The sequence below is a fragment of the Agrobacterium sp. DE0009 genome (assembly GCF_007680755.1).
Classification (GTDB): domain Bacteria; phylum Pseudomonadota; class Alphaproteobacteria; order Rhizobiales; family Rhizobiaceae; genus Agrobacterium; species Agrobacterium tumefaciens_B.
Genome location: NZ_VEIU01000001.1, coordinates 1240196 through 1263050 on the forward strand (window position 1 = coordinate 1240196; position 22855 = coordinate 1263050).

18 protein-coding genes are annotated in these 22855 nt (G+C 61.4%); 4 read left to right on the forward strand and 14 right to left on the reverse strand.

Features of this window, described 5'->3' with window-relative positions; all coding sequences use genetic code 11:
* Positions 1-54 precede the first annotated feature (54 nt).
* A complete protein-coding gene (locus FS804_RS06370) occupies positions 55-1674 on the reverse strand; it encodes a response regulator (protein WP_186376736.1) in 1620 nt (539 codons plus the stop codon).
* Positions 1675-2064: 390 nt separating this feature from the next.
* Between FS804_RS06370 and mutL the strand changes: the two genes are divergently transcribed.
* Positions 2065-3894, forward strand: coding sequence for a DNA mismatch repair endonuclease MutL (mutL, locus tag FS804_RS06375; protein ID WP_144575674.1), 1830 nt, complete (start codon positions 2065-2067; stop codon positions 3892-3894).
* Positions 3895-4043: 149 nt separating this feature from the next.
* A complete protein-coding gene (locus FS804_RS06380; protein ID WP_144575676.1) occupies positions 4044-4265 on the forward strand; it encodes a DUF2093 domain-containing protein in 222 nt (73 codons plus the stop codon).
* Between the two features lie 202 nt (positions 4266-4467).
* On the opposite strand, the gene lpxK is transcribed toward FS804_RS06380, so the two are convergent.
* From lpxK to FS804_RS06410, 6 genes are all read right to left on the reverse strand, one after another.
* A complete protein-coding gene (lpxK, locus tag FS804_RS06385) occupies positions 4468-5514 on the reverse strand; it encodes a tetraacyldisaccharide 4'-kinase (RefSeq protein ID WP_144575678.1) in 1047 nt (348 codons plus the stop codon).
* Positions 5515-5748: 234 nt separating this feature from the next.
* The gene (locus FS804_RS06390; RefSeq protein ID WP_144575680.1) at positions 5749-6486 is read right to left on the reverse strand and encodes an HAD family hydrolase; all 738 of its coding nucleotides are present in this window, start codon (positions 6484-6486) and stop codon (positions 5749-5751) included.
* Positions 6480-7802: a lipid IV(A) 3-deoxy-D-manno-octulosonic acid transferase gene (gene waaA, locus FS804_RS06395; protein WP_063947717.1), complete on the reverse strand. Its 1323-nt coding sequence runs from the start codon at positions 7800-7802 to the stop codon at positions 6480-6482. Before waaA ends, FS804_RS06390 begins: the two co-directional genes overlap by 7 nt.
* A 214-nt stretch (positions 7803-8016) precedes the next feature.
* Positions 8017-8256, reverse strand: coding sequence for a DUF4170 domain-containing protein (locus tag FS804_RS06400; RefSeq protein ID WP_006313175.1), 240 nt, complete (start codon positions 8254-8256; stop codon positions 8017-8019).
* A 61-nt stretch (positions 8257-8317) separates the two neighbouring features.
* The gene (locus FS804_RS06405) at positions 8318-9124 is read right to left on the reverse strand and encodes a 3'(2'),5'-bisphosphate nucleotidase CysQ (protein WP_063947716.1); all 807 of its coding nucleotides are present in this window, start codon (positions 9122-9124) and stop codon (positions 8318-8320) included.
* Between the two features lie 93 nt (positions 9125-9217).
* On the reverse strand, positions 9218-10564 hold the full coding sequence (locus FS804_RS06410) for a TldD/PmbA family protein (RefSeq protein ID WP_144575682.1): 1347 nt from the start codon (positions 10562-10564) through the stop codon (positions 9218-9220).
* A gap of 116 nt (positions 10565-10680) precedes the next feature.
* On the opposite strand from FS804_RS06410, the gene FS804_RS06415 reads away from it, so the two are divergent.
* On the forward strand, positions 10681-12510 hold the full coding sequence (locus tag FS804_RS06415) for a monovalent cation:proton antiporter-2 (CPA2) family protein (protein WP_144575684.1): 1830 nt from the start codon (positions 10681-10683) through the stop codon (positions 12508-12510).
* Between the two features lie 199 nt (positions 12511-12709).
* On the opposite strand, the gene FS804_RS06420 is transcribed toward FS804_RS06415, so the two are convergent.
* The 3 genes from FS804_RS06420 to FS804_RS06430 form a co-directional block, all read right to left on the reverse strand.
* Positions 12710-13636, reverse strand: a complete 927-nt coding sequence (locus tag FS804_RS06420; protein ID WP_144575686.1) for a patatin-like phospholipase family protein — start codon at positions 13634-13636, stop codon at positions 12710-12712.
* A gap of 85 nt (positions 13637-13721) precedes the next feature.
* Positions 13722-14279 (reverse strand): 16S rRNA (guanine(966)-N(2))-methyltransferase RsmD, encoded by a 558-nt coding sequence (gene rsmD, locus FS804_RS06425; protein ID WP_144575688.1) that lies wholly within the window; start codon positions 14277-14279, stop codon positions 13722-13724.
* On the reverse strand, positions 14260-16191 hold the full coding sequence (locus FS804_RS06430) for a pseudouridine synthase (RefSeq protein ID WP_144575690.1): 1932 nt from the start codon (positions 16189-16191) through the stop codon (positions 14260-14262). Before FS804_RS06430 ends, rsmD begins: the two co-directional genes overlap by 20 nt.
* A 71-nt stretch (positions 16192-16262) precedes the next feature.
* On the opposite strand from FS804_RS06430, the gene FS804_RS06435 reads away from it, so the two are divergent.
* The gene (locus FS804_RS06435; RefSeq protein ID WP_063947711.1) at positions 16263-16721 is read left to right on the forward strand and encodes a nucleoside deaminase; all 459 of its coding nucleotides are present in this window, start codon (positions 16263-16265) and stop codon (positions 16719-16721) included.
* Positions 16722-16765: 44 nt separating this feature from the next.
* Here the strand turns inward: FS804_RS06435 and FS804_RS06440 are convergent, their stop codons facing one another.
* The 4 genes from FS804_RS06440 to FS804_RS06455 all read right to left on the reverse strand — a co-directional run bounded on the left by FS804_RS06440 (position 16766) and on the right by FS804_RS06455 (position 22617).
* Positions 16766-17407 carry a hypothetical protein gene (locus FS804_RS06440; protein WP_063947710.1) on the reverse strand — a complete coding sequence of 214 codons (642 nt, stop codon included), beginning with the start codon at positions 17405-17407 and terminating at the stop codon, positions 16766-16768.
* Between the two features lie 142 nt (positions 17408-17549).
* Positions 17550-20453, reverse strand: coding sequence for an isoleucine--tRNA ligase (ileS, locus tag FS804_RS06445; RefSeq protein WP_144575692.1), 2904 nt, complete (start codon positions 20451-20453; stop codon positions 17550-17552).
* 287 nt (positions 20454-20740) lie between these two features.
* Positions 20741-21721 (reverse strand): bifunctional riboflavin kinase/FAD synthetase, encoded by a 981-nt coding sequence (locus tag FS804_RS06450; protein ID WP_144575694.1) that lies wholly within the window; start codon positions 21719-21721, stop codon positions 20741-20743.
* A gap of 47 nt (positions 21722-21768) precedes the next feature.
* Positions 21769-22617 carry a TIGR01459 family HAD-type hydrolase gene (locus FS804_RS06455; RefSeq protein ID WP_144575696.1) on the reverse strand — a complete coding sequence of 283 codons (849 nt, stop codon included), beginning with the start codon at positions 22615-22617 and terminating at the stop codon, positions 21769-21771.
* Positions 22618-22855 lie beyond the last annotated feature (238 nt).

The following is a 22855-nucleotide window of genomic DNA, read 5'->3' on the forward strand; positions in this document are numbered from 1 at the left end:
CACACAATGCAGGGCAAGTATTAAAAAAGCCATAGCCTTGAAAGAACGGAATTCTCAGGCGTGCAGCCGCAGGGCGTCCTCGCCGATCAGCTTCAGGAAAATGGCTTCAACCATGTCCGGGCTCACGGGTTTCAGCAGCATGTCGTCCATGCCCGCGGCGAGACATTTATCGAGATCTCCGTCGAAGGCGTGGGTGATGACGCCAACGATGGGAATATGCCTGTCGCCGCCCAGTCCGCGCATCCGCCGGGCAGCTTCAAAGCCGTCGATATCGGCAAGCGTCGTGTCCAGCAGCACGATGGATGGCGGTTGTTCTGCAAAAAGCCGCAGGGCCTCTTCGCCCGTGGTCGCCAGCCGCCAGGAGAGCCCGAGACCTTCCAGGATCTGGGAAAAAACGATCTGGTTGACCCTGTTGTCCTCAACGAGAAGAACGTCGCCCACCCGACCTGCGCCTGCAAAGTCGGGAAGGTCGTCGGTCGTGATCTCCCAATCCTGTTCGGCGTCCTTCGTTTTCGGCAGGGCCTTGAAAGCGGCGGCGAGGTCACGCAGGAGAGACCCGTCGATGTCTTCCTGCTCGATCGTGACGACGGACAGACCATGCGCTTCAGCAATATCGAGGCACGCGACACTCATTTGAGCGTCAACGACGACCACATCGATGGTGACACCGGCAGAGGCCGCAACATCGATAAAGGCGCGTTGCTCATCCTCGCTTCTCACCGCCGCGTGATCCATGCCGCCCGCAGCGAGCTGCCGTCCGGCCTCTTCGGCAAAGCCCACGCTTTCAGAGACGATCAGGACAGCCTTGCTCTTTAAAAGCTCGCTTCGGCTGTCGACATCGCCGTCCTTGCCGTAAACGGACGACACAAAGGGGACATGTTCCAGCGATGGGATGATGGGTGTACCGGTCTCATCGACCGTCGCGAGAGCGGTCACATCCTCCATGGTCGTGACGAGGAAATACCGGCCGGCCCGGCCCACACGGTGCTTGCGGGTGATGGCCAGGACTTCTTCGCCGTTCAGGCGCCGCACCCTTTCCGGGATCAGCGCCGGGATGCCGCTATCCAGCACCTTGCGATCCGCTGCGTCGATCCGGCGGGCAACCTTGCGCGAGTGAAGATCGAAAACCGTGCGGCCGAGAATGCTTTCCGCGCTCGTCTCCACCAGCGCACAGGCGGATTTGTTAACGGCGGCATAGGCGAGATTACGATCCTTGACGAAGACGGGAAAAGGGAGGTTGTCGAGGATGTCTTCGATCAGCTGGACGCGCTCGAGATCGATGCGCCACTGCTCCTCCCGCTTCTTCTGCTCGGAAATATCGGCGATAACGCTGATGCCAAGGCCGGATGGCAGGCGGTTCATGACGAAGCGTAAGAACCGCTCCCCCTTCAGCCGTTCCGTCTTTTCCGACCGTTCTTTCCAGTGCAGCGCCAGTCGTTCGCCGATCCACTCCTCACGTCCCAGCTGGCGGGCATTGGCATGGAGGCTGTCGGCCTCGACAAGATAACAATCGTAAAGGGCGTTCAGATAGTCGCGCAGACGTGCGCCCGGACCGATGACGGCCTCTTCGAGCGGAAAGAAACTGAGAAGCTTCCGGCTGGCAAACAGGATGTGATCATTGCGGTCGCAAACGACGACCGCCGCGCCAAGCGCGTCGCAAAGGGCATCAAGCATCAACGTATGAACGCCCGCGCCAGAGGACGCCAAATCACTCAACTGCAAACTCCCGCCTGTTTTTCAGGGGTCAGGCCTATGTTTCTGGAGGAATCGCCAGGAGCGATTGCCGGGATGAACCGAAAAAGAGGACATCAGGGTTTGCCACTTGAAGCAGTCTTGAGGGGAAGATGACGCTCACCCAAAGTCGACGTCACACACCGCCAGATGAAGGCGGCCCCGTTCCTGCGGTCATTTCAAGCCGGCTCACCATAATCGAGGCCGATTAAAGGCGGATTAACGCTTAAGCCCTCCCGACTATAAGAATGAGATGCCGCAAAACAGGTGAAAACCTGTCCCGGTCCGGTTTTCCCCTTTCGAAGCTGTGGCGAATCCGCGAAAATGATGATCATGGCCATCAAGCAGCTCTCAGAAACTCTCATCAACCAGATCGCCGCCGGAGAGGTCATCGAACGACCGTCCAGCGCCACGAAGGAACTTGTCGAAAACGCTATTGACGCGGGCGCCACCCGCATCGAGATTGCAACGGCTGGCGGCGGCAAGGGCCTCGTGCGGATCACCGACAATGGCTGTGGCATGTCGCCGGCCGATCTGGAGCTTGCGGTCAGGCGGCACTGCACCTCGAAAATATCCGACAATCTCGACGATATCCGCACCCTCGGTTTTCGTGGCGAGGCCCTGCCCTCCATCGGTTCGGTCGCCAAGCTGACGATCACGAGCCGGCAGCAGGGCGCGCAGCAGGGCTCGGTGATTTCGGTTACCGGCGGCAAGGTTTCGGATGTACGGCCGGCCGCCTCCAATGCAGGCACCATCGTTGAGGTGCGCGATCTGTTTTTCGCCACCCCTGCCCGGCTGAAATTCCTAAAGACCGAACGCGCCGAGGCCGCGGCCATCACGGAAGTCGTCAAGCGCATGGCGATCGCCTTCCCGCATATTCGTTTCGTGCTGTCAGGTACGGATCGGTCGACGCTCGAAATCCCCTCGACGGGAGACGACCACCTCGCCCGCATGGCGCAGATTCTCGGTGCCGACTTCAAGGATAATGCGATTGAAATCGATGCGGGCCGTGAGGATGTGACGTTGACCGGTTATGCCGGCGTTCCCACGTTCAACCGCGGCAACTCCGCGCATCAATATGTCTTTGTCAACGGACGCCCGGTTCAGGACAAGCTGCTTTTATCCGCCATTCGCGGCGCCTACGCCGAAACCGTGCCGCATGGGCGCTACCCGGTCGCGGTGCTGTCGATCACGCTCGATCCCGCTTTTGTGGATGTGAACGTGCATCCGGCGAAATCTGACGTGCGGTTTCGCGATCCAGGCCTCATACGGGGGCTGATCGTCGGCGCGATCCGCCAGGCGCTGACGCGCGATGGCGACAGGGCTGCAACGACGGGGGCGAGCCAGATGATGAATGCCTTCCGCCCGGGCTACAGTCCCTCGGGCCTGCGACCCTCCCCCGCCATGGCCGCAACCGCATCATGGTCCGCGACCACATCGCCCTCAAGGCCGCTTCCCGTTTCCGGCAACATGCAGTTTGCGGAAGCGGGCAAGTCGCGCTTTTACGACATGACCATGCCCACCGCGCGGGCGGAGCCACAGGAAATGTACGAGGCTGCGGCCACAGCTCCTGAGCCGGCGCGCTTCCCGCTTGGGGCCGCGCGGGCGCAGCTGCACGAAAACTACATCATCGCGCAGACGGAGAGCGGCCTTGTCATCGTCGATCAGCACGCCGCCCACGAGCGGCTTGTGTTCGAGCAGATGCGCACGGCGCTGCACGCGAAACGACCGGCTTCCCAGGTGTTGCTCATTCCAGAAATCATCGACCTGCCCGAGGAAGATTGCGACCGGCTGATGGAGCATGCGGCCGGTTTCGATGCACTGGGCCTCGTCATCGATCGTTTCGGCCCGGGCGCTGTTGCTGTCAGGGAAACGCCCGCCATGCTGGGAGAGGTCAATGTGCAAGGGCTGGTGCGCCAGCTTGCCGATGAGATCGCCGAATGGGATGCCGCTTCCACGCTTGCGAACAAGCTGGAATATGTCGCGGCCACCATGGCCTGCCACGGCTCCGTCCGCTCCGGCCGGCGCATGCGGCCGGAGGAGATGAACGCCCTGCTGCGGCAAATGGAAAACACGCCAGGTTCCGGCCAGTGCAATCATGGCCGGCCGACCTATATCGAATTGAAACTTTCCGATATAGAACGGCTCTTCGGTCGAAGCTGACGCCTTCTCAAATGCAAGGGCGTCAGGGCTGGCCTTGAGCCGCCCCGGCCTATATAAATTCAGATATTGGAGCATCCGGATTGTTCAGGAGAACGCTGCGCCGTTTCGGACTGGGTGCCCTGACAGGACAGAGCAGGAGACGAAAACGGATGAATAGATTTGAAGGAGGCGGAAACCGCCCTGCCGTCATCGAATATCTCGACGGTGACTTCCGCATCGTCCAGACCGGCTCGCATGTCATCTGCGCCGTGACAGGCAAAACCATCCCGCTCGACGAGCTGCGCTACTGGAGCGTCGCCCGGCAGGAGGCATATCTGGATGCGGCGGCTTCGCTGGAGGCTGAAAAGAAAGACCGGGGTCTTCCGGCATAGGTCGAAACCGGCGTGCTGACGCGTTTCCGTCTTTAAAGCGGCGTTCTCAGGTGCAGTTTCAAAGGCGGCCGGCACCCTCACTTGATGTCATCCCCGGCCGTGTGCCGAAGAGCTGCCGATGTCGTATAAATCGATAGGGTGCAGATGCTCGGGACAGGCCCGAGCACGACGCAGAAGCGGTTTCCGGACCTTCGACAATCTCTTAAAACGACGTCCGCGCATTTTCCCGCAGCAGCCGGGCGCGACAGTGTGCCACCGCCGTTTCGATGATCGTGCCAGCCGCATGGGGATCATCGAACACCATGTCGATTTCGATCACCTGGCTGTTCCACAGAAGCTCCTCGGCCCGGCCGTGGTGTCCGCGCAGCCGCACCGCGTCCTTTGCGGTCGTGACCAGTTGCAAATGCTGTTTTTCGGAATCCTTCAGAAGATCGTCAATTTCATCATCGCTGAAATGATGATGATCGGGGAAGGAGCGGCTCTGCACGATCTCCCCGCCGAGCGCCTCGACCGTGCGATAGAATTTGCCGGGATCGGCAATACCGGCAAAAGCCAACACGCGCTTGCCCCGGAAATCTTCCGGCTCCTGCGGCGTAATTGCGGCCACAAAAACGGGTTTGGCGGCCTTTGCCGCCTGCCGCACCAGCGGATCGGCGGCATGGCCCTTGCCCACTTTGAGCAGTCCGGTCATCTGCCGCATCTGCTCGGCAAGCGGCGCTCTCACCGGACCGCCCGGCACAAGATGGCCATTGCCTATGCCGCGCACCGTATCGATCACCACAAGCGCATAATCGAGCGTGAGCCGTGCACTTTGGAAACCATCGTCCATGATGATAAGATCGACGCCTTCCTTCACAAGCCTGCGGGCACCTTCCACGCGTCTGCGTGAAATGACCGTCACCGCCTCGCGCGCCAGAAGAAGCGGCTCATCGCCGACATCGGCGGCGCGGTGGTGCTGCGCATCGACAAGCGTGGTCACATCAAGCGTGCCGCCATAACCGCGGCTCAGGAAACCAGGCTTCATTCCCCTCGCGAGCGCGGCCCGCGCCACGGCGATCGCCGTCGGCGTTTTCCCCGCCCCGCCAACCGTGAAATTGCCGATGCAGATGACCGGGACGGGAACGCTTGCCCGTTTTGCCGTCCGCATGCGCCGGCCGGCGACCTTGCCATAAAGAAGCGAAAAAGGTGACAGGAGCCATGCCTGCCAGCCTGCTTTCTGCCACCAGAAGGGCGGCGCTTCAGAAACCATCTATTCCCGCTCCCGGCCGCATCGCCCACGGCATTCCGTTCGCCATTCCACGTCTGGGAGGTTGTTTGCCAGAAAAAACCGTAAATTGCAAAAAGCTCTCCGTCACTCCGCCCCTGAGCCGCAATCCATCCGGGCGCGTCTGCGCGGCGGGAAGAGTCTTTTCAGCCCAAGGACTTAATCTCGCTGGGTTCCGGCTGAAGGCCGGAATGACGGAAGAGACGGGCGGTTCCCGTCTTAAACAGCCCGTTCAGGCAGCAGCGCTTCAAGCCCGGTGATGTCATCGAAACAATAATGGGCATCCGCCCCCAGGCTTTCGCGCGAGCCGGTGCCGGTGAGAACGGCGACCCTGAGACCCGCGCCGGCGTTTTTTGCCATATGGAGATCGTGGTTATTGTCGCCGACAACGGCCACGCGGTCGGGAGCGATACCGATCGCCTTACAGAAGCCGAGGACCATGCCGGGCTGCGGCTTGGTGCCGTAACCGCTGTCATAACCCGCCACGAAATCGATATCGCTTTCAAAACCAAAGCGAATGGCGGTCTGTCGAATGGAATTTTCATTGTCGCTGGAGGCGATGCCGAGCTTGTAACCTCGCGCCTTCAGCCGTGCAAAAAACGCCTTGAGATCGGTGACGGGCACCGATTTATCCGCCGCCTCCGTGAACAACCGGTCGAGACGAGCCGTCAGTTCCACGACATCGCAAGGCGAGCCGGCGGCAACGAGACCGGCGGCGATTTCGGCGGTATTGCCGGCGGCGAGGAGGCTGTCAGGCACGACATGGCCAGTCACGGGGTCCATGCCGCAGGCGACAAGAAGCCTGTCGGCTAACGCGGGATCGCCCCTGGCTGCAATCGCCGCCAGTTCCCGGTTCACCGGACCCCAGCTCGCATCATAACCTAGAAGCGTGCCGTCCTTGTCGAAGAGCACAGCGGCAATCGATTGTGCCGGGTCAAGTTGGATATCCGCTACCATGAACCGATGGCACTCCGTGGCTGCAACTTGGCCGAGACCGTCAGCGGATTGATATAGGGCTCAAGAGCCTTGACGGTCAGGGAAAGCGCACCGCGCATATCCTGAATGACGCGGTTGCCAGCATCGATCATCTTGTAACGCTCATTGTCGTTGACCAGCAGGTAATGCACCGCCTTGGCCAGCATTTCGACATCCCGGATGATGCGCGCGCCACCGGCCCGGATGAGCTTCTGATAGGCCTCGCGGAAATTCTGAACATGCGCGCCGGAAAGAACGGCACAGCCGAGCATGGCTGGCTCCAGCGGGTTCTGCCCGCCCTCCGCCGTCAGGGAGCGGCCGACAAAGGCAAGTTCGGTCAAACGCAGGTAAAGCCCCATTTCGCCGATGGAATCGCCAAGGAAAACATCGGTTTCAGGGGTGATGGCGTCATTCCGGCTGCGGCGGGCGACCGACAGGTTCATCGCCTTCAACATCGCTTCCACCTCATCGCCACGCTCGGGATGGCGTGGCACGATGATGGTCAATTGGCCGTTTCGGGACTTGATAGCCGCATGCACGGTGGCCGCCGCCTTCTCCTCGCCGTCAAAGGTCGAGATCGCCGCCCATGTCTTGCGACTACCGATCTGTTTTCGATAGGTCTCCAGAAGCGCGTCATCGCAGGGCGGCGGGTCCGTGTCGCCCTTAAGGTTTCCCGAAATCACCACCGGCCAGGAGCCGAGATCGCGGAAACGTTCGGCATCGAGATCGGATTGCGCCACCACGAGCGCCAACTTGGAAAACAGCGATTCAGCAATATCGTGACGGTTGTTCCAGCGGTCGAAGGACCGGTCCGAGAGACGCGCGTTCACTCGGATCTGCGGAATGTGGCGACGCTCCAGTTCCATCATCGTCACCGGCCAGATTTCGGACTCAGCCGTGATGGCAGCATCGGGTGCCCAGTAGGTCAGGAAACGGTTGACGGCAATCTTGATATCGAGCGGCACATATTGGTGGATCACATCGTCCCCCAGCCGGGTCCGTGTAAGTTCCGCCGACGTCACCGTGCCCGTGGTGAGGAGAACGAAAATATCGCGCTTGCGGATTTCGCGGATCAGCGGGATGAGGGCGAGCGTTTCGCCGACACTTGCGGCGTGGAACCAGACGAGCGGTCCGCGCGGGCGCTCGGCGCTGGCGTAACCGAAACGCTCAAGCCGGCGGCGCTTGTCTTCCTTGCCCTTGGCGGCACGGTAGGAAAGATAGGGTTTGGCGAATGGGTAAGCGGCGATACCGGCAATACGGTAACCGGAGAGAGCAAAACGTGCGATACGGCTGCTCATGACATTCTGTCCTTGATCATTCCGCGCAATGCCCTGCCCCTGTGCTGTTGTTATCGCCGCCTACTTCTTCTCAAATTGCGTCATTTTTTGTCATCGGAAAGGAAAGCGCGATCACATTTTCTCGTGTCGCAATACCGTGTCCTGCCGTCTCAAGCAGGAATCACAGGTAGGCCCGCCTTCACCCAATAGTATTACAACGCAAGGGCAAAAGGACTCAAATTTTATCGTCGGGATTGAGAAGACGGTGCATATGCACGATAAAATAACGCATATGGGCGTTATCGACGGTCATCTGCGCCTTGGACTTCCAGGCGGTCAGCGCCGAAGCGTAATCCGGATAGATGCCGACGATGTCGAGCGCATTCAAATCCCGGAACTGAACATCCTGAAGGTTTTCCAGTTCGCCGCCGAAAACGAGGTGCAGCAGCTGTTTCGGTTTGCCAGTTTCCGTCATATCTTTATCTCTTTCTTGAATTCTGAGAGAGGCCTTCATCTGCGGGATTTCCCGCCAAACGTCAACCGTCAGACGGATGTGAAAACGCTTTCAAAAGTGCTGGCAGCGCATAATTTGCTGCGGCGCACAAGGCGGGGTGGTTCACCTGGCGGCGATTATACATCAGAGGTTTGCCATCGAGCCCCGCAAGCTGGCCGCCGGCGCGTTCGAGGATCAGATCGGCGGCGGCCAGATCCCACTCGTGCGAGTTCGGCAGGACCAGCGTTCCGTCGATGCGGCCATCCGCCACCATGGCCAGTCGGTAGGCCAGTGAAGGCACATGCGGGACGCGCTCGACGTTGTTGCGCATCGCTTCCGGCAGCCGCGTGATCGTTTCTGCGGCGGCGGCGAGGTGAAACGGGCCGGCATTGCCAAGGCTCGCGGTGATGGGGCTGCCGTTTTTCATCGCCAAACCGCCTTCTATCGCGGCGAACTCCTCCGACAGCGCCGGTGCGACGAGCACGCCCACCACCGGTCGCCCTTCATGCACCACGGCAACGCTGATGCACCACGTATCCCTGCCGTTAATGAAGGCGCGCGTGCCATCAATGGGATCGACGACGAAGACCGTCGTACGCGCCAGCCTGTCCGTATCGTCATCCGTCTCTTCGGAAAGCCAGCCGTAATCAGGCCGGGCGGCGCGCAGAATGGTTTCGAGAATCTCATTGGCGGCATAGTCCGCCGCGCTGACGGGCGAAAGCCCGCCATTCTTCCACCAAACCTCGGGGTCCTTGCGGAAAAAACCCAGCGCCGTCTCGCCCGCCTTGCGGGCGGCTTCAAGCACCAATCTCAGATCGGAGGCCCAGCGGGCCTCAGCCATAGTGTTCATCTTGCCGTCTTTTCCGCGCGCCTCAAACGGCGCGCCCGTTTTTCCCTTCGCACTTGCACATAAAGTGCCGGCGAAAACAACCCGCAGGCCGCGTCACTTGCCCGCGATCGTCATGCCTTCAATGGCAAGCGTCGGGGCCGCTACGCCATATTTGCGGTCGATATCATTGGCCGGCGTGACCCGCATGAACATGTCTTTCAGGTTCGAGGCGATGGTGACTTCGGAGACCGGGAAGGTCTTTTCGCCATTCTCGATCCAGAAGCCGCTTGCGCCGCAGCTATATTCGCCGGTGATCATATTGGCGCCGTGGCCAATGAGTTCTGTGACGTAAAAGCCTGATCCGACCTGGCTCAGCAAATCCTCCGGCGACAAGTCGCCCGGTTCGAGCGCGAGATTGGTCGAGGCGGGCGAGACCGATGTGCCGCCGCGCACGCCGCGACCGTTTGTTTCAAGGCCGAGTTCGCGCGCGGTCGAGGTGGAGAGGAACCAGTGCTTCAAAACGCCGTCCTCGATCATCGTCATTTTTTCGCCGCGCACACCTTCGCCGTCGAAAGGACGGGATGAAGGACCACGTACGATCTGAGGATCGTCGGTGAGATAAAGACCTTTTTTCAGCACCTGCTGGCCCATCTTGTCGCGCAGGAAGCTGGTCTTGCGGGCAACCGAAGCGCCGTTGATGGCACCGGCGATTGCGCCGACAAAACCGCGCGCGATCCGCGGATCGAAGACCACCGTGATGTTGCTGCCGGTATCGACCTGCCGCGGGCCGACGCGACGCACGACTTTTTCACCGGCGCGGCGGCCGATCTCTTCGGCTGCATCGAGATCGGCATAATAAAGGCGACTGTCGAAATCGTAGTCGCGCTCCATCTTTGTGCCTTCGCCAGCGATGACGCTGACCGAACGGCTGAAGCGGCTGCCCATGTAGCTGCCGGCAAAGCCATGCGAGGTGACGAGTACGAGACCGCCCATACCGCTCGATGCACCCGCGCCCGAAGAATTGCTGACGCCCTTGACCGAGAGGGCCGCCTCTTCCGCAGCAAGGGCCGCTTCCCGAAGCTGATCCGCCGAAACGTCCGTCGCGTCGAAAAGCTGGAGATCGTCATAGGATGTCGCCAGCCGTTCCTTGTCCGCAAGGCAGGCAAAGGGGTCTTCCGGCGAAACCTTCGCCATGGCGACAGCCCGCTCGGCCAGCGTTTTCAGGTCAAAGCCCGGATTGGCCGAAACGCTGGCCACCCGGCGCCCAACGAAAACACGCAGCGAAAAATCGTCGCTTTCGGAGGATTCGGTGCTTTCCACCTTGCCCAGCCGCACGCCGACCGATTGCGAGCGGGAGCGGACGACAACTGCATCGGCCTCATCGGCGCCGGCGGCGCGGGCGAGGTCTACAAGTTCGCTGGCGCGATCGAGAAGTTTGGAAGAATCTATTTCTGAGGACATGAGTTGGCCTTTCATTCCTGTTCCATTTATTGTGCCAGCAACCCCGCATCAAGGGCGAAACGCCGCTTTCTCCTTCAGCACCGCGTTGTCGCCGCCTTATTCGAAAGTCCGCCACCATGACCGAGCACGACGCTCTCTTTTCCGAACCCCTGCTGCTTCTGGCCGGTGCGGTCATTGCGGCGTCTGTTTTCCGCAAGCTGGGCCTTGGGACTGTGCTCGGCTATCTCGTGGCCGGCATCATCATCGGACCGTTCCTGCATCTGGTCACGGATGCGAAGGACATCTTCAACGTCTCCGAACTCGGCGTGGTTTTCCTGCTCTTCATCATCGGGCTGGAACTCAAGCCATCGCGCATCTGGCAGATGCGGCGCGACATTCTGGGGCTGGGGCTGGCGCAGGTGCTGGTGACCGGCAGCGCGCTGGCGGCAATCGCGTGGTGGGCAGGGCTGATCGACTGGCGCGGAAGCGTGGTGGCCGGGTTCGGTCTTGCGCTTTCCTCCACGGCCTTTGCGCTGCAGATTCTCGAAGATGACGGCGACATGAACACGCGGCACGGCAACCGCTCCTTTTCGATCCTGCTGTTTCAGGATCTTGCCATCGTGCCGCTGCTGGCGCTCGTCACCATTCTTTCCAACCGGCCCGATGTGCCGACGGATTCGATGGTGTCCGATCTCATTGCCTCCGTCGTCGCGGTGGCCGGGATGATCCTTGCCGGGCGGTATCTTCTCACCCCCATGTTCCAGATCATCGCCCGCACCGGCGCACGCGAGGTCATGATTGCGGCGGCCCTTTTTGTCGTCATCGGTGCAGCGGCCATCATGGAAATGGTCGGCCTGTCGATGGGCATGGGCGCGCTGTTGGCGGGGCTGATGCTGTCAGAATCATCCTATCGCCACGAGTTGGAAGCGGATATCGAGCCATTTCGTGGCCTGTTTCTGGCGCTGTTCTTCATGGCTGTCGGCATGTCGCTGCATATCCATATCGTCTGGGAGCATCTGGTCCTCATCCTGATCGCCGTGCCTGCCATGATGGCGGTCAAGGGCGCGCTGATCTATGGGGTATGTCGGATCGCCGGCTCGTCGCGCTATGCGTCGAGCCGCATTGCCCTGCTGCTTGCGCAGGGCGGCGAGTTCGGTTTCGTGCTTTTCACGACGGCTGCCGCGTCGGGTTTATTCCCGCAGGCAACCGCCTCGATCCTTGTCGCCGTGGTCACGCTTTCCATGGCCCTAACACCGCTTCTGGCGGTGATTTCCAGGCGTCTGACGGCGGAGGACGCGGAGGAAGACAAGCTTGAGGAGGATTTCGATGGCGCGGGCGCGGATGTGCTGATGATCGGCTTTTCCCGTTTCGGCCAGATTGCTTCACAGATCCTGCTTGCCGGCGGTCGCGACGTGACCGTCATCGACAGTTCGGCCGACCGCGTACGTCAGGCCTCGCGGTTCGGCTTCCGTATCTTTTTCGGCGATGGCACCCGCAAGGACGTGTTGATCGCCGCGGGGATCGAACGGGCCGATCTCGTGGCGGTCTGCACCCATAAAAAGGACGTGACCGACCGTATCATCGACATGATCCAGTCGGAATTTCCAAGCGTGCGCATCTATGTCCGCTCCTATGATCGCATTCATTCCATCGACCTCAGGAAAAAGGGTGTGGAATATGAAATTCGCGAGACGCTGGAATCCGGCCTGCTGTTCGGCAGGCGCATTCTGGAGGGGCTGGATATGGATGGTGAAAGGGCGCTCGCCATCTCCGATGACATTCGCGAACGCGATGAACAGCGGCTGGAACTGCAAGCCGTCGAAGGCCTCGCCGCCGGCCGGCAGATGCTGCACAACAAGCCGGTTCGCGAGGTGAAGCCGGAGCCGCTGATGAAGCCGAAGAACAAGGCGGAAAAGCGGGAGGAGGAAGAGGATATGGAAGACAACGAGACGGAAGTTTCGGTGTAATTTTAAGGGATGCAGGGATCAAGCGGCTTGTTTCTTCTCCCCCCGGGGGAGAAGTCCGCGGCATCGGGATGAGGGGGCAAGGGTGCTGTCAATTGCTGGCGTTGCCCCCTCATCCGACCCTTCGGGCCACCTTCTCCCCGGCGGGGAGAAGAAACCAGTGGCAACCGCTTGTTCCTAGCAAATACTCAGGGATTGCTGCTTAGGCCTCCACACCCTGCCCGCGATGAAATAGCTCTACCTGTATTTCAATCTGCCGCTTCAGATCATCCTTGATGCTGGACGACGCATTCAGCACCTCTTCCGACTTCAAGAAATCCAGCACGCCGAAACGGTGCACCGGCGGGCGCAGGAAGATGTGCGGCGGGCGCAGCCTGAGTTTCAGCGCAATCGCCGCCTGCATCATCAACTGGCTGGCGCCGAACAGGCTTTCCAATCGGCTGGGCATGGTGGTTCCATCCCCTTCCGGGCCACCGACGACATCAACGCCGATCACGATATCGGCGTGGTCAAGCAGATGCTCATAGGGGACCGGATTGAAGATGCCGCCATCGATCATGATGCGACCGTCGATACGAACCGGCATGAACAGCGCCGGAATGGCGGCTGAGGCCGCCAGCGCCTCAATGATCTCACCGCTTTCGACCACCACTTCGGTCTGGGCGTAATAATCGGTTGTTATGACTTTCAGCGGAATGGCGAGTTCGGAGAACTCCTTCGGCAACGCCTGTGGCATCAAGGCGTGAAGAATAAGTTCGAGATTGAACTGTCCGAAGCGAAAGCCATGGGCTGCGTGGCGCATCGAAGCGGGACCCAGGCTCCAGAGCCGGTTGGCGACGGAGCCCTTGCGTCCCATGAGTTCGAGCGTGTACTCGCGGATGCCGCGGCCTGACATGCCGGCAGCCATGCCCGCGCCGATGATGGACCCGATGGAAGAACCGGAGATTGCGACCGGCCGGATGCCGAGTTCGTCAAGCGCCTCGACGACATTGATATGGCAGATGCCGCGCGCGCCGCCGCCGCCGAGCGCCAGTCCGAATGTCGGCTCATGGCCTTTTTGACCGTCGCGCCCGGGAACCTCTTCTCCGGCGCTGACGATCGTGATCCCCTCGTTGCCAGCCTGCTCCATGCAAAACACCCCAGAAGTTTACCACGGTAAGGGTTCTGCCTATTGCGCAAACAAGACAAGACCGTGACTGACGGGACGTGTCCCGTCAGGGCTCGTAGCGGTAGAAATGCATTTTCGTGTCGCCGAAGATGCGGCTTTCGAGCAGCCTGAACGCCGGATCGACATTGACTGCCACATCGCCGCGCTCTTCCAGGATGGCAAGCGCGCCGGGGTTCAGCCAACCGCCGGTATGGGCCGCCGCAAACGCCTTTTCGCCGTGGCCGTGACCATAGGGCGGATCGGCGAAAAGAAGATCGAAGGGCTCGATGTTGTTGACGCCGCCGAGCTTGGTGGCGTCACGCCGCAAGATACGGGCGCGACCATGCAGGCCGAGCGCATCGATGTTTTCCCACAGAAGGCCCCTGCCCTCGACGCCGTTCTCGACGAACAGCGCCACGCGACAGCCGCGCGACAGCGCCTCCAGCCCAACCGCACCCGTTCCGGCGAAAACGTCCAGAACGCGCGTGCCGTCAAGACTTTCCGGATAGGCGTGGCTCAGAATGTTGAAGAGGCTTTCCCTTGTCCTGTCGATAGTCGGACGAATGGAATTCGATTTCGGCGCGGCCAATGTGCGGCCGCGAAACTCACCGCCTACGATCCGCATTACGTGTCATTCCCCTGCCTCCAGAAGGTTTGCCACCCGGGCCTTTGCCGCCCGGCTTGCCGCCACCGGGACCACCGGGGCCTTTGCTCTTGCCTGAGAAAACAGAACGCTCGCCACGCTCGCCCGACTTGGCGAAAGACGGCTTGCCGAAGCCTGGCTTGCCCCCCGGCTTGCCACCGCGGGGCTTGTCGCCGGCCGGGCGCGCGCCGCGCGGGCGATCGCCGTCTTCACGGGGCCTGTCGCGGAAGGGGCGGTCACCGGCAGGTCTTTCACCACGGGCGGTGCGGTCACCAAAGCTCTTTTCGCCACGGGGGCGATCACGGTCGCCGTCCTCACGCGGGCGGTCACGGAACGGCCGGTCGCCAAAGGGCTTGTCACCGCGAGCCGGACGGTCGCCGAAGCTCTTTTGACCGCGCGGGCGGTCGCCATCCTCGCGTGGCCGGTCACGGAAGGGACGGTCGCCAAAAGACTTTCCGCCGCGTCCACCACGATCACCAAAACTCTTTTCGCCGCGCGGACGGTCGCCGCGTCCACGGCCACCTTCTTCTTCGCGCGGGGAGTCGGAGCGGATCCACTCGCCTTCGGCATCCGCATGTCGCACGACGTTGCGGCGGGCTTCATCCTGCGCAGATGGTTTCTTGAACAGGCTTTCGGCCTCCGCGCGGGCGGAAGACTTGCGCTCCTTGCCATCACGCGTCGGCCTTGCACCGGGCGCCATCCAGACATTCGCCGTGCGGCTCGTGCCAGCGGGCTGGCGTGGGCGGCGGTCGTCACCCTCATCCTCGCTGCGGCCCTTCGCGCCGAACTTACCCGCAGGTTTCGCGGCAAATTTTCCGGCGGGCTTGTCGCCGCGCTTGGTATCGAGGCGGCCGAGCGCCTTTTCGCGACGATCCTCGGACTTGCCGCCCTTGTCGGACCGCTCCCTGCCAGCAGGCGCGTCGCTCTTTGCCCATTCGGACTTCACGGGCCGCTTCGGCGCACTGTCGTCCTCATCTTCGGTGACATTATTGTAGATCGGCGCGTCGAAATTGGCGCCAGCCTGTTCTATCAGGCGTGGGCCCAGCTGGTCGCGCAGCATGCGGCCGCGCACTTCGAGCACCTTGCCTTCGGGCAGATCGCCGAGCTGGAACGGGCCGTAGGATACGCGGATCAGGCGGTTCACCTCAAGACCAAGCGCGCCGAGCACGTTCTTGATCTCGCGGTTCTTGCCTTCGCGCAGGCCCATGCTGATCCACACATTGTGACCCTGCGTGCGATCGAGCGTGGCATCGATTGCGCCGTAGAGCACGCCATCGACGGCAATGCCTTCCTTCAGCTTGTCGAGCGCTGCCTGATCCACTTCGCCATGGGCCCGCACGCGGTACCGGCGCAACCAGCCGGTGGTCGGCAGTTCCAGCACGCGGGAAAGACCGCCATCATTGGTCAGCAGCAGCAGGCCTTCGGTGTTGATATCGAGGCGGCCGATGGAGAGGACGCGCGGCAGCTCTGCGGGAAGATTATCGAAGACGGTCGGGCGGCCTTCCGGGTCGGAATTGGTGGTCACCAGACCGGCGGGCTTGTGGTAGAGCCACAGCCGCGTGCGCTCGGCACCACGGATAGGCATGCCGTCCACTTCGATCTTGTCCGACAGCGTGGCGTTGACGACGGGCGTGTCCAGCTTAACGCCGTTCAGCGACACACGGCCTTCCATGATCATGCGCTCGACGTCGCGGCGCGAGGCTACGCCGGCGCGCGCCATGATTTTGGAGATACGCTCGGGTTTGGAGCCACCAACGGTTTCCGGCAGCGGCGCTGCCTTTGCCTCGGCGGGCTTGGCGTCGCGCTGTGCGGCCGGCTTGCCTGGGCCTTTGGGCTTCTTGTCGCGGCTAAATGTCTTGCCGCCGTCACGCTTCGGCTTGTCTTTAAATGTCATTTGCTGTTTGCCTGTTGTTTGGGCTGTCCTATCAGGTCCAAGCACAAGGGTTAAGAGGAAATTGAAACGCAATGGCCGAAAGGACGCATTTCATGGAACTGGCGCTGGCGGAAGCCCGTGCCGCGGCTGAGCGGAATGAGGTTCCGATCGGCGCGGTCGTGGTTCTGAACGGGCGCGTCATCGCCAAATCCGGCAATCGTACCCGGGAATTGCATGATGTGACGGCGCACGCCGAAATCGCCGCGATCCGCATGGCCTGCGAGGCATTGGGACAGGAACGCCTGACCGATGCCGATCTCTACGTGACGCTGGAGCCCTGCACCATGTGCGCGGCGGCGATCTCGTTTGCCCGTATCCGCAGACTTTATTACGGCGCACGGGACCCGAAGGGCGGCGCCGTGGAGAGCGGCGTTCGCTTCTTCAGCCAACCCACCTGCCACCATGCGCCCGATGTCTATTCAGGAATGGCGGAAAGCGAAAGCGCAGACATCCTGCGGCAGTTTTTTCGCGAGAAACGTCTCGACGACTAAGCAGCCTCCGGGAGGATCAAATCTCCCGCAGGCCGCCATTGTCTTTATTGGAAGGGGTTCCACCAGCTCTTGCCGGTGCCCGCAACAGCCGCTTCTTTCTTGCGGCGCTTTTCCTTCTTCTGCTCGGGTTCGCCGAGATCGGTCAGCTGATCCTGCGGAACGCTGCGATATTCAGCCGGCGGATCGGTCAGGAACTTGCGCTGTGCGTTGACGACGGAACCGCCCTGTGCTTCGGCCTTGGCCTTGCGGAAGGCTTCCCACTTCTGGCTTTCGGTCATCTGACCGGCCGTACCGTTACCTGCGAGCAGCGGCGAGCGGTAATGCGGGTTGTTCTTGTTGGCATCCGCCTCGTCGCGCAGACGTTCGCGGGTTTCTTCCGGCGATTCGACCCACTGCGGGTTGTTTTCGCGGTTGGCCATGTTCTGCTGCGGTGTGGTCAGCTGTTCGGCGCGGGCCTGGGCGGGAACAACGAGCCCGGGGCGCGGGCCATATTTCAGGTTGCGCTTGCTCTGGTCGCCGGTGATCGAGGTTGCGTTGCCCAGGTCGTCGACGAGCTGTTCGGCCGCCGTCTTGCCCGTTCCGTAGGTCGGGCTGGTGCAGGCGCCCAGCAGCACGCCTATCGTCGTGACGCCAACAACCGTGCGAAACATGCCCAAACCCTGCGCATTACCCTGCATCGTCTTCATTGAAACCCTTCCAGCCGTCCGTCCCACTTCGCCAGACATCGTCTTTCGGCAGGCGGCAGCCCGCATTGCCGTGCAAATCCGGCCATTTTCAGGCAGGTGTACCGGATGAAGAGGCAAAGCGCAATTCATCCGGTCATTTTCATTACGAGAGTGCGGCAAGCTCACGCAGGGCCGCCGCATCGCGGGCAGAAACGTCAGGATAATCCGGATCGGACCCGACATCGGTGGTGATGCGCCACGAACGGGCGCATTTCACGCCCTCCGCCAGCTTCTGCTCGACCACAACCTTCGGCACTTCCGGCAGGCGGAAACCGTCAGCAGGGCCTTCGTCACCCACAACCGTGATGGCTGAGGTGATGCAGATTTCGGCAAAGTCCTGATCCTTCAGCGCGGCCAGCAGATCGGCGTCGGCGATGTGGACGACAGGTGCTGCCTCCAGCGAGGAGCCGATGCGCTTTTCACGGCGCTCGACTTCAAGCGCACCCGTCACGACGGTGCGGACCTTGCGGATTTTCTCCCACTTCGCTTCCAGCGCATCATTCTTCCAGTTTGCCGGGATTTCCGGGAACTGGGCGAGATGCACCGACTCCGCATCCGGGTAGCGCGACAGCCACGCTTCTTCCGTGGTGAAGGGCAGCATGGGGGCAAGCCACGTCACCAGGCAATCGAACAGCTTGGCGATGACCGACAGGGCTGCGCGACGCTTCAGTGACGAGGGCGCGTCGCAATAAAGCGTGTCCTTGCGGACGTCGAAATAGAAGGCCGAAAGCTCGACATTGGCAAAGTCGATCAGCGCGCGGGTGATCTTCTTGAACTCGAAGCCGTCATAACCTTCGCGAACAACGCCATCCAGTTCGGACAGGCGGTGCAGCACCAGCTTTTCCAGCTCTGGCAGATCGTCATAGGCGATCTCCTCGCCCTTGTAATGGGCGAGTGTGCCGAGCATCCAGCGGATGGTGTTGCGCAGCTTGCGATAGGCATCGACATTGGTCTGGATGATGGCCTTGCCGAGGCGCTGGTCTTCCCAGTAATCCGTTGTCATCACCCAGAGGCGCAGGATATCGGCACCCGACTGGCTCATGACTTCCTGCGGGGCGACCACGTTGCCGAGCGACTTCGACTGCTTGCGCCCCTGCTCGTCCATGGTGAAACCGTGGGTCACAACGGCATTGTAGGGCGCACGGCCACGCGTCGCGCAGCTTTCCAGCAGGGACGAATGGAACCAGCCGCGATGCTGGTCGGAGCCTTCCAGATAGACATCCGCCGGCCATTTCAAATCTGGCCGGTCTTCCAGCGTGAAGGTGTGGGTGCAGCCGCTGTCGAACCAGACGTCGAGGATATCCATGACCTGCTGCCACTTGGCGTGGTCGTGGTCATTGCCGAGGAAGCGTTCCTTGGCGCCTTCGGCGAACCAGGCGTCCGCGCCTTCGGCCTCGAAGGCCTCGAGGATGCGGGCGTTGACGGCTTCGTCGACCAGAACTTCACCTTTCTCGTCGGCGAATACGGCGATCGGCACGCCCCAGCTGCGCTGGCGCGATAGAACCCAGTCTGGACGGCCTTCGATCATGGCGCGCAGGCGGTTCTGGCCGGAAGCCGGCACGAAGCGGGTCTGGTCGATGGCGGAAAGCGAACGGGAGCGCAGCGTTGTGCCGTCGCCCAGTTCCTTGTCCATATAGACGAACCATTGCGGCGTGTTGCGGAAGATGACAGGCTTCTTGGAGCGCCAGCTATGCGGATAGCTGTGCTTCAGACGGCCGCGGGCAAACAGGTTGTTTTCCGTGATCAGCGCCTTGATGACGCGATCATTGGCGTCACCCTTCTTGCCGTTATCGTCCATGACGCGGGCAGCACCGCCTTCGGCCGACGGGCCGAAACCGGGGGCGTCTTCGGTGTAGAAACCGTCGTCGCCGACCGTGAACGGTATCTTGGAGGAGATGCCGCGCGCTTCCAGATCGCGCGCCTGCGCCATCCACGCGTCAAAGTCCTCGCGGCCATGGCCGGGGGCCGTGTGCACAAAGCCGGTACCGGCATCGTCGGTGACGTGATCGCCATCGAGAACCGGAACAGGGAAGGTGTAACCCAGCGAAGCCAGCGGGTGGGCGCAGGTGACAGCCGCGAGTTCTTCCGCTTTCACATCGCGCAGGCGTGTGAATTCGAGCTTTGCCTTGGCAAAGCACTCGGCAGCCAGCTTGTCTGCGAAAACGAGTTTTTCGCCCGGCTGCGGCCCGAAATCATTCGTCGCTGCCGTGACCTCGTAAAGGCCATAGGCGATGCGCGAGGAAAACGAGACGGCGCGGTTGCCCGGGATCGTCCAAGGCGTGGTCGTCCAGATGACGATCGAAGCGCCATTGAGCTCGGCAGAGCCCTCAACGACCGGGAACTTCACCCAGATCGTGTCGCTCTCGACGTCATGATATTCGACTTCCGCTTCCGCCAGCGCCGTACGTTCCACGACCGACCACATGATCGGCTTGGAACCGCGGTAGAGTTGGCCGCTCTTGGCGATCTTCAAAAGTTCGCCGGCGATACGGGCTTCGGCGTGGAAGTTCATCGTCGTGTAGGGGTTTTCGAAGTCGCCCTCGATGCCGAGGCGCTTGAACTCTTCCGACTGGACCTTGATCCAGCCGGCCGCGAACTCACGGCACTCCTTGCGGAATTCGTTGACCGGAACCTCGTCCTTGTTCTTGCCCTTGGCGCGGTAGGCTTCCTCGATCTTCCATTCGATCGGCAGGCCGTGGCAATCCCAGCCCGGCACGTAATTGGCATCGTAACCGCGCATCTGGAACGAGCGGGTGATGACGTCCTTCAGGATCTTGTTCAGCGCATGGCCGATATGGATGTTGCCGTTGGCATAGGGCGGGCCGTCATGCAGCACGAATTTCTCGCGGCCGGCGGCCGAGGCGCGCAGCTTCTTGTAAAGGCCCATCTCCTGCCAGCGTTTTACCGTTTCCGGTTCCTTCTGCGGCAAGCCGGCGCGCATCGGAAAATCCGTCTGCGGCAGATAGAGGGTGGTGGAGTAGTCCAGTTTTTCTGCGGTGTCGCTCATAATCGTACCGTTGTTGCGCGCCGTATCGGTCGCGCGATCTCAATTGCAAAGAGGGCAAATTCGGAAAGCGCCATGTCATTCCACATGTCCTAAAAACCACATGTGATGGAAGCGCCAAAATCCCGGACCTTCCGGCTCTCTCAGAGCGGGCGGAAGGCCGGGCCAATAATTCGGCCAATCTGAACTGCAAATTTCAACCGGTATTGGGACATGGACGGTTGTTTATGCGGTTTCCCGGCAAAAAGGAAGTGAAAAGCGACGGTAATGGGAGAGGCGACGACTGAGGGTCAGAATGCGATCTTCGCATCCAGTTCGCTGAGCGGACGCACGCCCGAAAGTATCGCCCTCGCCTCCTCTTCATCGCGCCTGATCTGGGCAACCAGCGGATCGAGCCCGTCGAACTTCAATTCATCGCGCAGGTGGCCGAAGAAGGAGACCGAGCAGACCTCGCCATAGAGATCGCCCGAAAAATCAAAAACGAATGTTTCGAGCAGCGCTGCGCCGTTGTCAGTGACGGTCGGGCGATAACCGAAGCTCGCCACGCCGTCGCGGATCGAGCCATCAGGCCGTCGGAAGCGGACGGCATAGATGCCGGCCTTCAGCTCCGTTTCCGGCGCCAGGGCCATGTTGGCGGTGGGGTAACCGAGCGTGCGGCCGAGCTTCTGGCCGCCGATGACTTCGCTTTCCACCGTGAAACGGTAACCGAGCAGGCCCGCGGCGCCCGCCACATCGCCCTCGCGCAGAAGCGAACGTATCCGACTGGAAGAGACGACATCCGCGCCCTCGTCGCGGAAGGCATCCACCAGAGTCACGTCGAAACCATGGCGTTTGCCTGCTTCCATCAGGAATGCCGGCCCACCTTCCCGACCCTTGCCGAAATGGAAATCGAAGCCTGTGACGACGGCGTTGGCATGCAGCCAGTCAATCAGGATGGACTGGACGAATTCTTCCGCCGAGCGCTGCGAAAACTCGCGGTCGAACGGATATTCGATGACGGAGCGGAAACCGATAGCTTCGAGGATGCGCGCTTTCAAAGGGGCGGGTGTGAGGCGGAACACGGGCGTGTCGGGCCTGAACACGGAACGGGGATGCGGCTCGAAGGTCAGCACCAGCGCGGGGACGCCGCGGGCTTCCGCCAGTTCAAGCGCACGATCGAGCACGGCCCGGTGGCCGCGATGCACGCCATCGAAATTGCCGATGGCGACGACGCCGCCACGAAGAGCTTCGGGCAGCGGCTCCTTTTGTTCATTGCGGTGAAAGACGGTCATGACAGTCGATCCATTCCAGCGCCAGCTGTTGATGAGGCGAGACGCCCTCAGGCCAGTCTAGGCATCCACCAGCCGGGAGAAGCACCTTGCCCCTTGAGATAGGCATTCAGAAGCGCCTCGTCCGTCTGGCCGTTCAGCGTATATTCGGCGACGTGAATACCGCCGCTGATATAAAGAAGGTTGAGGCCGCTCGCAATCGCACCCTTCACATCCGTCGGCATGCCATCGCCGATGGCGAGAACGCGATCCTTGGCGAAAGCACCGCGCACCTCCTTGGCCGCAGCCAGGCAGGCCTCATAGATCGGTGCATGCGGCTTCCCGGCGATGCGGACTTCGCCGCCGAGCTGTTCGTAATAAGCGGCCATGGCGCCGGCACAGGGAATGATGCGCTCGCCGCGCTCGACCACCAGATCCGGGTTGGCGCAAATCATCGGGACCTTGCGGGCGACGAAGCTCTTGAGCATGTCGGTATAATCTTCCGGCGTTTCGGTCTCGTCGTCGAAAAAGCCGGTGCAGACGACAGAGTCAGCCTCCGCTTCGCCAACCACCTCGACATCGAGGCCTTCGAGCAGCGGCATGTCTCGCTCGGGACCAAGCAGGAAGACCTTTCTGGGGCCTTCCGCTATCAGGCCGCGCGTGACGTCGCCTGAGGTGATGATGCGGTCATAGGCCTCGTCGGGCACGCCGAGCACACGAAGCTGCGCGATGACGCCGGGGGCAGGACGCGGAGAATTGGTGATGAGCACGACCGTCTTGCCGGCCTCGCGCGCGGTCCGCAGCGCAATCGCCGCATCCGGAAAAGCGCTGACACCATTGTGCAATACGCCCCAGACATCCGAAAGAATGACATCGAACCCATCAGTGATGTCGCCGAGAGTATGAATGCGGTGGGCCATGAGATGCTTTCCGGATGCGAGAAGAGGGTGTGCGTCACATCGCAAAGCGGAAGGCCGATGGCAAGGAAAAAAGCGCCGGCGCGCCGGGCTAGCAGCCGGCTGGCACAGTCCGGACACAAATGTCGCGTGGCTTCCAAACCTTCGCAACAGGCCGAAGGAATGCCGCCACAGCCTTCGCTCGGGAAGGGAAAAATTCCGTCGCGGAACGCTGATAACCATAGGCCGTAAAATTTTTCAG

Coding starts and splice junctions, on each gene's coding strand:
- rsmD (WP_144575688.1), bottom strand. CDS start 14,279: ATGCGGATCGTAGGCGGTGAGTTTCGCGGCCGCACATTGGCCGCGCCG.
- FS804_RS06390 (WP_144575680.1), bottom strand. CDS start 6,486: ATGGTAGCGGATATCCAACTTGACCCGGCACAATCGATTGCCGCTGTG.
- FS804_RS06440 (WP_063947710.1), bottom strand. CDS start 17,407: ATGAAGACGATGCAGGGTAATGCGCAGGGTTTGGGCATGTTTCGCACG.
- lpxK (WP_144575678.1), bottom strand. CDS start 5,514: ATGGTTTCTGAAGCGCCGCCCTTCTGGTGGCAGAAAGCAGGCTGGCAG.
- mutL (WP_144575674.1), top strand. CDS start 2,065: ATGGCCATCAAGCAGCTCTCAGAAACTCTCATCAACCAGATCGCCGCC.
- FS804_RS06430 (WP_144575690.1), bottom strand. CDS start 16,191: ATGACATTTAAAGACAAGCCGAAGCGTGACGGCGGCAAGACATTTAGC.
- FS804_RS06435 (WP_063947711.1), top strand. CDS start 16,263: ATGGCCGAAAGGACGCATTTCATGGAACTGGCGCTGGCGGAAGCCCGT.
- FS804_RS06415 (WP_144575684.1), top strand. CDS start 10,681: ATGACCGAGCACGACGCTCTCTTTTCCGAACCCCTGCTGCTTCTGGCC.
- FS804_RS06400 (WP_006313175.1), bottom strand. CDS start 8,256: ATGACGGAAACTGGCAAACCGAAACAGCTGCTGCACCTCGTTTTCGGC.
- FS804_RS06405 (WP_063947716.1), bottom strand. CDS start 9,124: ATGAACACTATGGCTGAGGCCCGCTGGGCCTCCGATCTGAGATTGGTG.
- FS804_RS06410 (WP_144575682.1), bottom strand. CDS start 10,564: ATGTCCTCAGAAATAGATTCTTCCAAACTTCTCGATCGCGCCAGCGAA.
- ileS (WP_144575692.1), bottom strand. CDS start 20,453: ATGAGCGACACCGCAGAAAAACTGGACTACTCCACCACCCTCTATCTG.
- waaA (WP_063947717.1), bottom strand. CDS start 7,802: ATGAGCAGCCGTATCGCACGTTTTGCTCTCTCCGGTTACCGTATTGCC.
- FS804_RS06380 (WP_144575676.1), top strand. CDS start 4,044: ATGAATAGATTTGAAGGAGGCGGAAACCGCCCTGCCGTCATCGAATAT.
- FS804_RS06370 (WP_186376736.1), bottom strand. CDS start 1,674: ATGCTTGATGCCCTTTGCGACGCGCTTGGCGCGGCGGTCGTCGTTTGC.
- FS804_RS06450 (WP_144575694.1), bottom strand. CDS start 21,721: ATGACCGTCTTTCACCGCAATGAACAAAAGGAGCCGCTGCCCGAAGCT.
- FS804_RS06455 (WP_144575696.1), bottom strand. CDS start 22,617: ATGGCCCACCGCATTCATACTCTCGGCGACATCACTGATGGGTTCGAT.
- FS804_RS06420 (WP_144575686.1), bottom strand. CDS start 13,636: ATGGAGCAGGCTGGCAACGAGGGGATCACGATCGTCAGCGCCGGAGAA.